Origin of the sequence: Niastella yeongjuensis, from assembly GCF_900110245.1 — a bacterium.
GTDB lineage: Bacteria > Bacteroidota > Bacteroidia > Chitinophagales > Chitinophagaceae > Niastella > Niastella yeongjuensis.
In genome coordinates this window covers 618586-632512 of sequence record NZ_FOCZ01000005.1, presented here as the reverse complement: position 1 = coordinate 632512, position 13927 = coordinate 618586, and the positions used below count along the sequence as shown (strand labels likewise).

At 44.6% G+C, this 13927-nt stretch carries 14 protein-coding genes; 9 read left to right on the top strand and 5 right to left on the bottom strand.

The genetic code is table 11. The annotated features are described in order from the left end of the window. Positions 1-71 precede the first annotated feature (71 nt). Together BMX95_RS16635 and BMX95_RS16630 are read right to left on the bottom strand one after the other, a co-directional pair. Positions 72-1076, bottom strand: coding sequence for a helix-turn-helix domain-containing protein (locus BMX95_RS16635; RefSeq protein ID WP_090519469.1), 1005 nt, complete (start codon positions 1074-1076; stop codon positions 72-74). A gap of 99 nt (positions 1077-1175) precedes the next feature. Further along, the gene (locus tag BMX95_RS16630) at positions 1176-1397 is read right to left on the bottom strand and encodes a PspC domain-containing protein (protein ID WP_081203554.1); all 222 of its coding nucleotides are present in this window, start codon (positions 1395-1397) and stop codon (positions 1176-1178) included. A gap of 117 nt (positions 1398-1514) precedes the next feature. On the opposite strand from BMX95_RS16630, the gene BMX95_RS16625 reads away from it, so the two are divergent. Beyond that, positions 1515-3782 (top strand): aconitate hydratase, encoded by a 2268-nt coding sequence (locus BMX95_RS16625; RefSeq protein WP_081203553.1) that lies wholly within the window; start codon positions 1515-1517, stop codon positions 3780-3782. A gap of 165 nt (positions 3783-3947) precedes the next feature. Continuing rightward, a complete protein-coding gene (locus tag BMX95_RS16620; RefSeq protein WP_081203552.1) occupies positions 3948-5045 on the top strand; it encodes a glycoside hydrolase family 18 protein in 1098 nt (365 codons plus the stop codon). Here the strand turns inward: BMX95_RS16620 and BMX95_RS16615 are convergent, their stop codons facing one another. Together BMX95_RS16615 and BMX95_RS16610 are read right to left on the bottom strand one after the other, a co-directional pair. Beyond that, a complete protein-coding gene (locus tag BMX95_RS16615; protein ID WP_081203551.1) occupies positions 5046-5552 on the bottom strand; it encodes a metallophosphoesterase family protein in 507 nt (168 codons plus the stop codon). A 33-nt stretch (positions 5553-5585) separates the two neighbouring features. After that, positions 5586-6029 (bottom strand): SRPBCC family protein, encoded by a 444-nt coding sequence (locus BMX95_RS16610; RefSeq protein ID WP_081203550.1) that lies wholly within the window; start codon positions 6027-6029, stop codon positions 5586-5588. A 326-nt stretch (positions 6030-6355) separates the two neighbouring features. Between BMX95_RS16610 and BMX95_RS16605 the strand changes: the two genes are divergently transcribed. Continuing rightward, positions 6356-7513 carry a homogentisate 1,2-dioxygenase gene (locus tag BMX95_RS16605; protein WP_081203549.1) on the top strand — a complete coding sequence of 386 codons (1158 nt, stop codon included), beginning with the start codon at positions 6356-6358 and terminating at the stop codon, positions 7511-7513. A gap of 77 nt (positions 7514-7590) precedes the next feature. Here BMX95_RS16605 and BMX95_RS16600 read toward each other — a convergent pair whose 3' ends face one another. Beyond that, positions 7591-8067 carry a hypothetical protein gene (locus tag BMX95_RS16600; RefSeq protein WP_081203548.1) on the bottom strand — a complete coding sequence of 159 codons (477 nt, stop codon included), beginning with the start codon at positions 8065-8067 and terminating at the stop codon, positions 7591-7593. A gap of 136 nt (positions 8068-8203) precedes the next feature. On the opposite strand from BMX95_RS16600, the gene BMX95_RS16595 reads away from it, so the two are divergent. Genes BMX95_RS16595 through BMX95_RS16570 form a run of 6 tightly spaced genes read left to right on the top strand, consistent with a single transcriptional unit; the run spans position 8204 to position 13925 of the window. Next, on the top strand, positions 8204-8821 hold the full coding sequence (locus tag BMX95_RS16595; protein WP_081203634.1) for a TetR/AcrR family transcriptional regulator: 618 nt from the start codon (positions 8204-8206) through the stop codon (positions 8819-8821). 38 nt (positions 8822-8859) lie between these two features. Then, positions 8860-10128, top strand: a complete 1269-nt coding sequence (locus BMX95_RS16590; RefSeq protein ID WP_081203547.1) for a TolC family protein — start codon at positions 8860-8862, stop codon at positions 10126-10128. A 29-nt stretch (positions 10129-10157) separates the two neighbouring features. Then, the gene (locus tag BMX95_RS16585) at positions 10158-11096 is read left to right on the top strand and encodes an HlyD family secretion protein (protein WP_081203546.1); all 939 of its coding nucleotides are present in this window, start codon (positions 10158-10160) and stop codon (positions 11094-11096) included. 18 nt (positions 11097-11114) lie between these two features. Beyond that, positions 11115-12050, top strand: a complete 936-nt coding sequence (locus tag BMX95_RS16580; RefSeq protein ID WP_081203545.1) for an ABC transporter ATP-binding protein — start codon at positions 11115-11117, stop codon at positions 12048-12050. Then, entirely contained in the window at positions 12037-12786 is a 750-nt protein-coding gene (locus BMX95_RS16575; RefSeq protein WP_081203544.1) for an ABC transporter ATP-binding protein, read from the top strand. Before BMX95_RS16580 ends, BMX95_RS16575 begins: the two co-directional genes overlap by 14 nt. Before the next feature lie 32 nt (positions 12787-12818). After that, positions 12819-13925 (top strand): ABC transporter permease, encoded by a 1107-nt coding sequence (locus BMX95_RS16570; RefSeq protein WP_081203543.1) that lies wholly within the window; start codon positions 12819-12821, stop codon positions 13923-13925. The last annotated feature ends 2 nt before the right edge of the window (positions 13926-13927 follow it).

The following is a 13927-nucleotide window of genomic DNA, read 5'->3' as shown; positions in this document are numbered from 1 at the left end:
AATATGGGCATATTAGTAACCGCAAAAAGTAAACTTTTCTTAACACACGCACTTTAACATTTCATAAACAGTTAGTCGGAGAGCTTTTTAGGGGTAAGTAACTGACTGGGCAGTATGCCGAACTCTTTTTTAAAGGCAATGGTGAAGTTGCTCAGGTTGCTATAACCCAATTCCATAGCCACTTCTTTTACCGAAAATTTACCCGTTAATAGTTTGTCCTGCGCCGCATGCATGCGGGCTTTTTGAAAGTATTCATAGATGGGGAAACTGTACATGGTCTTGAAATCCTTCTTCAGCTTTGATTCACTGATAGCGGCAATTTTAGCCAGTTGTTGTATGGAGGGCGGTGTTTGCAGAACGTTCTTTGTTAACAGCCGTTCAATATGCATTACCCGGGCAATGTCTTCGTGTGTAAGAGGTAAACGATAGGCAGGGTTGCTCATCTTCTCGAACAAACTGTTGAAGAACCGTTCTATCAGCAGCATCATCCGGTTTTGCAGAATTGTCTTACGTAGTGGGTTGCCTTCTTCCACATGCGAAATGGTTTTCATCCACCGGCGGTACCGGGCATCGAGCGGTTCTATGTTAATGCTTTCAGCTTTCAGTGATACATAGGAAGACAACACTTCATCAACCCGCGCCACATCGAAATACTGCGCCAGCCACTTTTTACTGAAAACAATATTCACGCCTTTGTAGGTACAGCCTTCCGTTCCTTCGTACGACCAGTTGTAGTGCGAACTGGTGAGGTAAGCAAATGCCTTGCTGGTGTTCTTCTCCCGTAACTTTTCATCGCCAATGCAAATGGTGAGTGCATTGGGGACGGTGAGTTCATCGAACCGAAGGGTGTAATATTCTACCGCCGAAGTGCTGGCATGAATGTGCCAGTCCTGGTGCCAGGTACAATCAATAAGATAGGCATGGAGGCCATTGGGCACATGAACGTGTCGTAAGGTGCCGGCGCCAATGGCTTCGGGAAATAACAAATGGTCATTTTGCATGGGGACCTTCAGGGCTGCACCCATTGCATGAACCAATTGTTCGTAATTGGTGTCAGTATATTCAAAGTCAAACACAGAGCCATGTTTATTGATCTGTATTTGCACAGATCAAATGATAGTAAAATCCATACCAGCAATAGGCTACGGGGAAATGTATGTGGAGGTCAAAGGTATTTATTGATATTTCAGTGGGTTACGGCGCAGTGACCAAATGTACCGTTTAATATTCATCCAAAATGCAACAATAAAATAAATAATGAGGGGAGACCCCATTGTAAGGAAGGATACATAGATAAACCAGGTACGAATGCGGGAAGTAGCGATGCCCAAACGTTCGCCAATGGCGGTACAAACGCCAAATGCCTGCCATTCTATAAATTGTCGAAACCGGTTCATGCCTCTAAATTAAAACATTCAGGAAAATTGTGCAAGCCTTGAATCCCTGCCAACCCATTTTTTAGGTAACTTTGCCAAACTTTTTTATACGTTTGATCACTTCTTAAACGAAAAATCATGGTTTTTGATCTGGACTTAATTAAAAAGGTTTATGCCGGAATGCCCGAGAAGGTAGCTGAAGCGCGTAAACTGGTAGGTCGTCCCCTTACATTAGCAGAAAAAATATTATATTCCCACCTGTTTCTTCCTACAGAAAAAGCACATGAGCGCGGAGTTGATTACGTAGATTTCACGCCTGATCGTGTAGCTATGCAGGATGCAACCGCACAAATGGCATTATTGCAGTTTATGACCTGTGGGCGGGCAAAAGTGGCTGTTCCTTCTACCGTGCATTGTGATCACCTGATCCAGGCGAAAACCGGCGCTCAGGAAGATTTGAAAACCGCTAACGAAGTAAATAAAGAAGTATACGAATTCCTGGCCTCTATTTCCAATAAATACGGTATCGGTTTCTGGAAACCCGGAGCTGGTATCATTCACCAGGTGGTCCTGGAAAACTACGCCTTCCCCGGCGGTATGATGATCGGTACCGATTCTCACACGCCCAATGCCGGTGGTTTAGGTATGATTGCCATTGGAGTAGGTGGTGCCGACGCCGTTGACGTAATGGCCGGCCTGCCCTGGGAACTGAAAATGCCCAAATTGATCGGTGTTAAATTAACCGGTAAAATGAGCGGCTGGACCTCTTCCAAAGACGTGATCCTGAAAGTAGCTGGTATTTTAACCGTAAAAGGTGGTACCGGTGCTATCGTTGAATACTTTGGTGAAGGTGCCGATAGCTTAAGCGCTACCGGTAAAGCTACTATCTGTAACATGGGTGCTGAAATTGGTGCAACCTGCTCATTGTTTGCTTACGATGAGAAAATGGCTGCTTACCTCACCGCAACCGGCCGCGAAGAAGTAGCCGTTGCTGCTACGCAGATCAAAGAATACCTGCGCCCTGACGAAGAAGTATATGCTGATCCCGCTAAATACTACGATCAGCTGATTGAAATAAACCTCGATGAACTGGAGCCTTATGTAAACGGTCCGTTTACGCCAGACCTGGCATGGCCCATTTCTAAATTTGCTGAAGCTGTAAAAGCCAACGACTGGCCAGCCAGACTGGAAGTGGCCCTGATCGGTAGCTGTACCAACTCTTCTTACGAAGACATCAGCCGTTCTGCCTCACTGGCAAAACAGGCCGTTGATAAAAAATTGAAAGCTAAAGCTGAATTCACGATCACCCCAGGTTCTGAAGTAGTACGTTTTACCATTGAAAAAGATGGTTTTCTCGATACTTTCTACAAAATCGGTGGTATTGTACTGGCTAACGCCTGCGGACCCTGCATTGGTCAATGGGCACGCCACATCGATGATCCTAAACGTAAAAACTCGATCATCACTTCATTCAACCGCAACTTTGCAAAACGTAACGACGGTCTGGCTTCAACCCACGCGTTTGTAGCTTCACCAGAAATCGTAACCGCTTTCGCTATTGCCGGTGACTTAACCTTCAACCCGTTAAAAGATAAACTGAAAAACGAAGAAGGTAAAGAAGTAATGCTCGACGAACCTACCGGTGTTGAATTACCACCCAGAGGTTTTTCAGTTGAAGATGCTGGTTATGCTGCACCTGCTGCTGACGGTAGCGGAGTTGTTGTAAAAGTAGCCGGTGATTCACAACGTTTACAATTATTGGAACCATTTGCAGCCTGGGAAGGCACTGACCTGAAAGGGTTGAAACTGCTGATCAAAGCAAAAGGCAAATGTACCACCGACCATATCTCGATGGCCGGCCCATGGTTGAAATTCCGTGGCCACCTCGATAACATCAGTAATAACATGCTGATCGGTGCTGTAAACTTCTTTAACGACGAAACTGATAAAGTAAAGAACCAATTGACCGGCGAATACGGTGCAGTACCTGCTACCCAACGCGCTTATAAAGCAAAAGGTATCGGCTCAGTAGTAGTAGGTGACGAAAACTATGGTGAAGGTTCTAGCCGTGAGCACGCTGCCATGGAGCCCCGTCACTTAGGGGTTCGCGCTATTGTGGTAAGAAGCTTTGCCCGTATACACGAAACCAACCTGAAAAAACAGGGTATGCTGGCATTGACCTTTGCTAACAAAGAAGATTACGATAAAGTACAGGAAGACGATAGCATTGATTTCGTTGGACTGGGTTCATTTGCTCCCGGCAAACCATTGACTATGGTGCTGAACCATAAAGATGGCAGCAAGGATGAGGTAACCCTCAACCACACCTACAATAAACAACAGATCGAATGGTTTAAAGCAGGTGGTGCGCTGAACGTTATCCGTTCTCAGTTTGCGAAAGGATAATATACTTTATATAAATTGTTATAAGCCCTCCCGATGTGTCGGGAGGGCTTTTTTTTGATCCTTAGGATAGTTAAGTTTTGGCCTTAACCATCCCCGTAAGCCCTAATTTATGAATGGCAATCATTGAATCGATGTTTCAGTGTACATTACATAAAACGCCAACAAATGACCCGCTTCGCCATAACAGCACTGCTACTGATTACTGTTTGTTTCAATGTGTTTGCACAAAAATCAAGAAAAGGACAGCCAATTACTGTTATCGCTTATTACTTTGGTCCGCCGGAACAGGTTGATAGTTTTGCCGTTGAAAAACTGACCCACATCATCTTTAGCTTTTGTCATTTAAAAGGAAACGTGCTGGTTGTTGACAATGCGCGCGACAGCCTGATCATTCAAAAGCTGGTATCATTAAAAAGGAGGAACCCCCAGTTGAAAGTTTTGTTATCCCTGGGTGGATGGGGTGGCTGCGAAACCTGCTCTCAGGTATTCAGTGATGAAAAGGACAGGGAGGTATTTGCTCAATCTGTAAAGAACCTGCTCGATTATTTTCAGGCCGATGGAATTGATCTGGACTGGGAATACCCTGCCATCTCTGGTTACCCTGGTCACCGGTTTGTGCCTGAAGATAAACCCAATTTTACGCAGCTGGTAAAACAATTGCGCAAGACCATTGGCAAAACGCAGGAGATCAGTTTTGCCGCCGGCGGTTTTTCTACTTTCCTCGAACAAGCTGTTGAATGGAAAAAAGTAATGCAGGTGTGCGACCGGGTAAACTTAATGACCTATGACCTCATCAATGGCTTTAGTACCGTTACCGGCCACCATACGCCTTTGTATTCCACACCACAGCAAAAAGAATCTACCGATTATGCCATTCGCTACCTCGATTCTATAGGTATTCCCCGCAACAAGCTGGTGATCGGCGCTGCCTTCTATGCACGCATATTTGAAAATGTAGACAGTGTAAACAATGGTTTGTACCAACCGGGAAAGTTCAAGCGTGGGGTGCCGTTTAAAGCATTCCCAACCATGCTTTCACAAGACAGTGGCTTTGTAGCTCACTGGGACCCGGTTGCCAGCGCACCCTGGATGTATAATGCCGCACAAAAACTGTTTGTAACGTATGACGATCCCAGATCCATGCGGTTGAAAACGGCTTATGCAAAGTATAAAAAGCTGAATGGGATTATGTTCTGGCAACTGGGAGAAGATACGTTCAGTGGCGGGTTATTAGATGCGATCTACAATGAGAAGGTGAAATAACTACGAAGTAAGAACCCGGCCTCCTAATTCAATTATTTCACAATCTTTCATATTACTTCCATCGATAACAAAGCGGATTAGGGTGCGAACTTTATGCCAGCCCTGGTTGCCTGCGGCACCGGGATTCATATGCAGGCATTGTAGTTTATCGTCGAACATTACTTTCAGTATATGAGAGTGGCCGCAAATAAATAGTTGTGGCGGGTCGGCCGTCAATTCCTTTTTTACTGCAGTATTATATTTAGGTGGATAGCCACCGATGTGGATCATATATACGTTCACGCCTTCGCAGGTAAAGCGTAATTTTTCCGGATATACCGAACGAATGTCCAGACCGTCTATGTTGCCATATACCCCTTTTAACGGTTTAAAAGCAGCCAGTTTATCGGCCAGGGCAATATTCCCGAAATCACCGGCATGCCAGATCTCATCGCAGTTTTCGAAATGTTTGAAAACTGCGTCGTCGAGATAGCCGTGTGTATCAGATATCAGTCCTATTCGCTTCATGGTAATTGCCGGGGTAAAAGGCAACCGGGTGCTTTACAACCGGTAACCTGATGCTGACTCAGCCAGATTTTTTATAGTGTCCAGGGTATCGGCCCAGTTCTTTTCGGCATGGGCGAACAGCATCTGGGAGGCAAAATTAGTTTGTGTCAATTGCAACAGGATACCATTTTCTTCGGGCGTAAGGGTGAAGGTGATATCTGAATAGTTCTCCGGGCTGTCTTCCGTTGCCGAAAATACGCTCCAGTAGTTATAAGAAAGTACTTTGCCCACTTCAAACTGCAGCAGTGTGCCTTTGTCTTTTACTTCTTTATCCTTGTATACGAAGGTAAAAGCGATAGGGCTGCCGGTTTTCCAGTCAGTGATCATTTGCACGCCCAGCCATTGCTCTATCCACTGGTTTTCGGTTAACACGCTCCATACTTTTTCAGGAGAAGCCTTTATCTGTCTATCTTTGGTAAGGATTAAATGCTGTTTCATCTGAATTTATTTAGGATTTCGTCTGACTCAATTCGGGCCGCAAATTACCGGTTTTTCCCTTTTATGCCCCAAATTTCAAAATTGCTTTTTCCACTTGGTATTTATTAACTTTATGTGAACGATCACTGCCATGCCATTCTTTCGCAATTTTACCTATTGGATCGATAAACGGAGTTGGAAATATGTATTTCTGCTCAAAACCCTTGAGCTTTCTCTATAAATCACCCAATTCCACACGTTATTATTCTTCTGTATTTCATTTTCACCCGCCGGATCCGCCAGCCGGCAGAGAAGACGGGTAAGCATATTCAAATTTTCAACTTGTTATGCCATATTATTATAAATTAGGGAGTATTCCGCATAAACGGCATACCCAATTCCGCAAACCGGATGGTACCCTGTATGCAGAGCAGTTGTTCTCCACCGAAGGGTTCTCCAATGATTATTCGTTGTTATACCATTGCCATCCACCCACCGCTATTATAAAAACTGAGCCTTCGTACGATGTGGCACCAAAGGTGGCTGAAGAAAAAATGCTGCGCCATCGCAGCTTTGAAGGTTTCAAAATAAAACCTGCCATCGATTATTTGCAAAGCCGTATTCCCGTGCTGGTGAACAATGATTGTCATATTGTACTGGCAGCGCCCCAGGGCGGTATGCAGGATTATTTTTACAAGAATGCCGATGCCGATGAAATGATCTTTATTCATGAAGGCGAGGGCGTGCTGCGCACCATGTATGGCGAATTGCCCTTTAGCTATGGCGATTACCTGGTTGTTCCCCGCGGCACTATTTACCAGATACAATTCAAGGATAACATTAACCGCCTGTTCATTGTGGAATCATTTAGTCCCATCCGGTTCCCCAAAAAGTACCTGAGTAAATATGGACAATTACTGGAACATGCACCTTATTGTGAGCGGGATATCCGGGCGCCGCAAAATCTGCCCACTTTTGATCAGAAGGGCGATTTTTTGATCCGCGCCAAAAAGCGGGGCATGATGTATAACCTGCATTACGGCCATCATCCGTTCGATATAGTTGGGTGGGATGGATATTGTTATCCGTTTGCCTTCAGCATTCATGATTTTGAACCCATCACCGGCCGTGTACACCAGCCACCGCCCGTGCACCAGACCTTTGAAGCGAATAATTTTGTGGTGTGTTCCTTTTGTCCGCGCCTGTTCGATTATCACCCCAACTCCATACCGGCGCCGTATAACCACAGTAACATCGATAGCGATGAAGTATTGTACTATGTAGATGGCGATTTTATGAGCCGCAAGAATGTAACGCGGGGCATGATCACGCTGCACCCTGCAGGTATCCCGCATGGACCGCATCCGGGTACAGTCGAGAAAAGCATTGGCGCGAAGGAAACAAAAGAGCTGGCCGTTATGGTAGATACTTTTCATCCGCTGCAACTGACCCGGGAAGCATTGGGTATTGAAAATCCCGATTATACCATGAGCTGGGCGGAGTAAGGAAATGAATATGTTAAAATAAGAAATTAGACATGTAAAAGAAAAGCCCCGATCGGGGCTTTTCAATATGTGAGGTGTTAGTTACGTCTTAATTTTAAAAACGTTCTGGTTACTCCCCCTAATCCGGTGCCTCTTGTCTGAATGGCCAGTGTCACCCGCTTATCGGGTAATGATTTGTAAAGATTATTTGTATTGATCAGCCTTGCACTATCACGATAGGGCGTTGAATAGGAAAGGGATGAATTTTCGATGGCGACATTATCAGTTACATTAAAAAGCCTGATTACTGCAGTGTCCGATGCATATTGTGTTTCCAGGAGCGCATTTAAAGTGATGGAATCTACCTTTGGATAATCCCTTTTGTCAAAGTCAACCAAATAAGTATAAGGCGGAAGGCTGGTGAAGTTGGGGTGGGCAGTGCTATACCCGTACCCAATACTGTATACTGGAATTTCCACTATTATTTCTTTATCGAGGTCCTTTTCTTCTACGTATTTTTTACAGGAACCTAACGCAGTAATACCCAGTAAAATAAATAAAACTCCATTTTTCATAAAGTCTTTGGTTTGGTGTTAGCACGTATAAAACGTGCATGTTAGAATAATATTTTCTTTATTATTTTTTCCGGGAAAGCTTGGCACTATCAGATTTTAGACTTTACCTTTGTGTTTAACCAAATGGTTAAACCGAGTGATCAAAGAGCGAAAAAACGATAAAAGCACAGAGCAAAAGATCCTGGAAGCCGCCAAACAGGTATTTATGGAAAAGGGCATCGATGGTGCCCGCATGCAGGATATTGCCGATAAGGCAGGCATTAACAAGGCATTGCTGCACTATTATTTCCGCAGTAAAGAGAAGCTGTTCGAGATGATATTTATGGAAGAGGCCCGGAAGTTTATGCCTAAGGTAACCTCCATTATGATGTCGGAACTTACCTTGTTCGAGAAGATAGAAAAGTTCGTAGGCGAATATATAGATACCCTGTTACAGAACCCGTTATTACCCATATTTATCCTGAATGAAATAAACCGGAATCCTAAAGACGCGATCAAAAAGATCTTTGGGAATCAACGTCCCCCGATCGATAAAGTAGATGAACTGATCACAAAACTGGTAAAGAAAGGAGAAATAAAACCCATTAAAGGCATTGAATTAATGGTGAATATGGTGTCGATGTGCATTTTCCCCTTCCTGGCCCGGCCCATGGTACAATGGATTACCAAAGCAACGGACGAAGAGTTTGTGAAACTGATGGAAATGCGCAAAAAAACCGTAGTAAAGTTTGTCTTGGACTCAATTAAGAAATAAATTTTTTTGTCATGCTATTAACTAAATGGTTAAACCTAATGATTAAGCACTGTTTAAGAATGATGGGGCTGTTGTTGGCCATTGGGGTGCAGGCACAGGATAACCGGCTTACGCTGGATCAGGCATATGATCTGGCGCGGCAGAATTATCCGTTCATAAAACAAAAAGACCTGGTGCGCCGGACCGCCGATCTTACCATAGAAAATCTGAACAAGGGTTTTTTTCCTCAATTTACTGTTTCGGGGCAGGCTACTTATCAATCGGATGTAACCAGAATACCAATAACCATTCCGGGCATAAAACTCGATGTGCCGGGTAAAGACCAGTATAAGGTACAGGCCGAACTAAATCAGTTGTTGTTTGATGGCGGCAATATCACGGCGCAGAAAAACGTGCAAACTGCCAATGAATTGGTAGAAGACCAGAGAGCGGAAGTTGAACTGTATAAAGTAAAAGACCGCATCAACCAGCTGTACCTCGGTATTTTGCTGGTAGATGAACAGGTGAAACAGGTGGATTATGTAAAGGGCGATATTCAACTGGGTATTAAACGGGTAGAAGCGCAGGTGAAGAACGGAACGGCCTTTCGGTCGAGCCAGCTGACCCTGGAGGCGGAATTGATGAAGAACGATCAACGGATAATAGAATTGAAGGCGAATCGAAAAGGGCTGGTAGATGTGTTATCGTTATTTGTAAACAAACAATTACCCGTAGATATACAATTGGCACAACCTGTTATTCCGGCTACCCTGGTACAAGAACCGGTAGCCAGGCCTGAATTGAAATTATACAATTATCAAAGCGAATTATTCAAGGTACAAAACGGGTTGATCAGCGCAAAGAACCGGCCCCGCACCAGTATGTTTATCCAGGGCGGTTATGGCCGGCCTGCGTTGAATTTATTGAATAATAATTTTGACTGGTTTTATATCGCCGGGTTGCGGTTCAACTGGGCATTGGGAAATTTGTATACAACCAAAAAAGAACGCGAGCTGCTGCAGGTGAATCAGCGAATGGTAGATGTACAAAAGGAATTGTTTATGCTGAATACCAATACGCAATTGAAACAACAACAGGCTGAGGTAGATAAATTATCACAACTGATACAAAGCGACCAACAGATCATTGGCATACGGGCGCAGGTAAAAGAAGCGGCCAATGCACAACTCACAAACGGGGTGATCACGGTTAACGATTTTTTAAAAGAAGTGAATGCCGAAGACCAGGCCAAACAATCGCTCATTACCCATCAGTTGCAACTGTTAATGGCGCAGATCAATGCCCGTACTATTGCAGGCAATCAATAATCACGCTACTGTTTAAAAAATAAAAGAACATGAACAAACTTGTTATAACCCTTCTTGCAGCAGCAGTGTTTGTTACTGCCTGTAACCGCAATACCCCCAAATTTGATGCATCGGGAACGTTTGAAGTAGATGAAGTGATCGTTTCGGCTGAACAAAACGGAAAATTGTTATCGTTCAATGTAGCTGAAGGGCAAGCAATTCCCAACCAGCAGGTGGTAGGCATCATCGATGCAGAAAACCTATCGTTACAAAAGGAACAGGTTCAGGCGAGCATAGCTGCCCTGCACGATAAAACTGCCGATGTACGGCCACAAATAAAATTGTTACAGGAGCAATTGAATGTACAGCAGTCGCAGCTGAACAATATGCTGCATGAACGTACCCGCATCGAGAACCTGCTTAAACAGGATGCCGCCACGGGCAAACAGCTGGATGATATGAACTCGCAGGTAGAAGTGCTGCAAAATCAAATGGAAGTTACCCGGCAGCAGATCAATGTACAAAAGACCAACACCAGCACGCAAAACCGAACGGTGCTCAGCGAACAGAAACCACTGGAGAAAAGAATGGCACAACTGAGCGACCAGATCAACAAGGCCCAGATCATAAACCCCATTGGCGGTACTGTTATTACCAAGTATGCCGAAGCTGGTGAGGTAACCGCTGCAGGCAAAGCATTGTATAAGATCGCCAGCCTCGATACGCTCACCCTGCGGGCATATATTACCGGTACGCAATTGCCGCAGATAAAATTGAACCAGGCGGTTAAAGTGATGATCGATAGCGGGGCGAATGCTTACCGCGAATATCCGGGCACTATTACCTGGGTGTCTGACAAAGCGGAGTTCACGCCAAAGACAATTCAAACCAAAGAAGAACGGGCCAACCTGGTATACGCTATTAAGGTGCGGGTAAAGAATGATGGCTACCTGAAGATTGGGATGTACGGCGAAGTATTATTTAAATAAGCACGTAAACGCACAAACATGGCTTCAGTAGTTGCAAATAACCTCACGAAGCAGTATGGTAAGAAAAAGGATCTGGTTCAGGCCCTGAAAGGTGTTTCGTTCGAGGTAGAGAAAGGTGAGCTCTTCGGTATCATTGGTCCCGATGGGGCAGGTAAAACCTCTTTATTCCGCATTCTTACCACTTTATTATTGCCCGATGGTGGAGCTGCATCGGTGGATGGCCTTGATGTGGTAAAAGATTTTAAAGCCATTCGCCAGCGGGTAGGGTATATGCCCGGCCGTTTCTCTCTGTACCAGGACCTCACCATTGAAGAAAACCTCGAATTCTTTGCTACCATCTTTAATACCACCATCCAGGAGAATTACGATCTCATTAAAGACATCTATTCACAAATAGAACCTTTTAAAGACAGAAGGGCAGGGAAGCTATCGGGTGGTATGAAGCAAAAGCTGGCGCTGAGTTGTGCCCTGATCCATAAACCATCAGTCTTGTTCCTGGATGAACCGACTACGGGCGTAGATGCCGTTTCGCGAAAGGAGTTCTGGGAAATGTTACGCAGTCTTAAAGAGCAGGGCATCACAATTCTTGTATCAACACCTTATATGGATGAAGCCAGCCTGTGCGACCGTGTAGCCCTGATACAGAATGGGACCATCTTATCGGTAAACACGCCGGATGGCGTAATCGCTTCGTACAAGCATCCGCTGGTGGCGGTAAAAGATGACAATATGCTGCAATTGTTGAACCTGTTGCAACAGTACGAAGGGGGGCTGGATGCTTATCCCTTTGGGGAATACCACCATGTGGTATTAAAGGATGGTTATACAACTGCTTCAGTAACTACTTACTTACAAGAGCAGCAATTAGACCATGTAAATGTACATTCTATACGAGCTGATATAGAAGATTGTTTTATTGCATTGATGAAAACGGAAAGCCATGAGCACAAATAACATTGCCATACACGCTGAGTCGCTTACCAAACGCTTTGGTGATTTCACAGCTGTTGACGCCATTTCGTTTGAGGTAAAGAAAGGAGAGATCTTCGGTTTTCTGGGCGCCAATGGCGCTGGCAAAACAACGGCCATGCGTATGTTATGCGGGTTGTCGATCCCCACTTCGGGTACTGCATCCGTAGCAGGGTTTGATGTATATAAACAAACCGAACAAATAAAACGAAACATCGGGTATATGAGCCAGAAGTTTTCGCTGTATGAAGACCTCACCGTTCGGGAAAACATCCGGTTTTACGCGGGGATCTATGGTAAAACCGATGCCTTTATAAAGGAGAAAACTGCCTTTCTGCTGCAGGAACTGCACCTGGAAGCAGAGGCCAATAAGCTTGTAAGATCATTGCCACTTGGCTGGAAACAAAAGCTGGCATTTTCCGTTGCGATCTTTCATGAGCCGGAAATTGTTTTCCTCGATGAACCAACCGGTGGAGTTGATCCCGTTACCCGGCGTGAGTTCTGGAATATGATCTATAAAGCAGCGGAATCGGGGATCACCATTTTTGTCACCACCCACTATATGGATGAAGCCGAGTATTGCACCCGGGTTTCTATTATGGTTGATGGCAGAATAGATGCATTGGATACACCTATGCAGTTGAAAAAGACATTCGGCGTGTCATCTATGGATGAAGTGTTTTTAAAACTGGCACGACAGGCTAAAAGAAGCGGTGATTGAGTTGACAGGTTAACTATTCACAAAACATTCTTATGAAACAGTTCGTTTCTTTTGTAAAGAAAGAATTCCATCATATCCTGCGCGATAAGCGTACGTTATTTATTTTATTGGGTATGCCTATTGTGCAGATCCTGATCTTTGGGTTTGCCCTGACCAATGAAGTAAAGAATTCGCAGATCGCTATTTTCGACCAGTCGAACGATGTGGCTACACAGGCGCTTCGCAGTGAATTGAACGCCAGCCGTTATTTTGATGTGGTGAAAGACATTCATTCTTACCCGGAAATTGAAGCGGCGTTTAAAAGAGGCACGATCAAACTGGCTGTTGTTTTTCCTGAAAACTTCGCCAATGACCTGGACCATTTCAATACCGCACAGGTACAACTGATCGCCGATGCATCGGACCCCAATGTGGCCAATACATTGACGAATTATGCCACAGCTATTATCCTTGATTACCAGGACCGCATTACCAACAGCCGCCGCCTGCCTTATACGATCAATACAGAGATGCGGATGTTGTACAACCCGCAGTTAAAAGGGGCCTATAGTTTTGTGCCGGGCGTTATGGCCATGGTGTTGATGCTGGTATGTACCTTAATGACCGCCATCACCATTGTACGGGAGAAAGAATTAGGCACCATGGAAATTATGCTGGTATCGCCCATGCAGCCCTTCAAGATAGTAGTGGCCAAAGCCGTTCCTTATTTATTATTATCCATTGTAAATATCACAAGCATTTTGCTGCTCAGTGTGTTTGTACTGGATGTGCCCGTCAATGGCAGTTTGTTGTTGTTGATCCTGGAAAGCATCTTGTTTACACTTACCTGTCTGGCATTTGGATTGTTGATCTCTACCAAAACCGATTCTCAGCAAACCGCTATGTTCATTGCATTGACAGGTATGTTTCTGCCAACGATCATGTTGAGCGGGTTTATGTTCCCTATTGAAAATATGCCCCTGCCATTACGGGTCATTTCGAATATAGTGCCGGCCAAATGGTATTACTACATTGTAAAAGAGGTGATGATAAAAGGGCTGGGTATAACAGCTGTATGGAAGGAGACATTGATCCTTGTCGGCATGCTGTTGTTTTTATTGGTATTGAGCATTCGGAATTTCAAAATAAGACTCGCATAAAT

Bases quoted from the DNA above. Each gene is read 5' to 3' on its own strand.
- BMX95_RS16590 (WP_081203547.1), top strand. From the start codon at position 8,860: ATGATTAAGCACTGTTTAAGAATGATGGGGCTGTTGTTGGCCATTGGG.
- BMX95_RS16625 (WP_081203553.1), top strand. From the start codon at position 1,515: ATGGTTTTTGATCTGGACTTAATTAAAAAGGTTTATGCCGGAATGCCC.
- BMX95_RS16575 (WP_081203544.1), top strand. From the start codon at position 12,037: ATGAGCACAAATAACATTGCCATACACGCTGAGTCGCTTACCAAACGC.
- BMX95_RS16605 (WP_081203549.1), top strand. From the start codon at position 6,356: ATGCCATATTATTATAAATTAGGGAGTATTCCGCATAAACGGCATACC.
- BMX95_RS16615 (WP_081203551.1), bottom strand. From the start codon at position 5,552: ATGAAGCGAATAGGACTGATATCTGATACACACGGCTATCTCGACGAC.
- BMX95_RS16585 (WP_081203546.1), top strand. From the start codon at position 10,158: ATGAACAAACTTGTTATAACCCTTCTTGCAGCAGCAGTGTTTGTTACT.
- BMX95_RS16580 (WP_081203545.1), top strand. From the start codon at position 11,115: ATGGCTTCAGTAGTTGCAAATAACCTCACGAAGCAGTATGGTAAGAAA.
- BMX95_RS16570 (WP_081203543.1), top strand. From the start codon at position 12,819: ATGAAACAGTTCGTTTCTTTTGTAAAGAAAGAATTCCATCATATCCTG.
- BMX95_RS16630 (WP_081203554.1), bottom strand. From the start codon at position 1,397: ATGAACCGGTTTCGACAATTTATAGAATGGCAGGCATTTGGCGTTTGT.
- BMX95_RS16600 (WP_081203548.1), bottom strand. From the start codon at position 8,067: ATGAAAAATGGAGTTTTATTTATTTTACTGGGTATTACTGCGTTAGGT.
- BMX95_RS16610 (WP_081203550.1), bottom strand. From the start codon at position 6,029: ATGAAACAGCATTTAATCCTTACCAAAGATAGACAGATAAAGGCTTCT.
- BMX95_RS16620 (WP_081203552.1), top strand. From the start codon at position 3,948: ATGACCCGCTTCGCCATAACAGCACTGCTACTGATTACTGTTTGTTTC.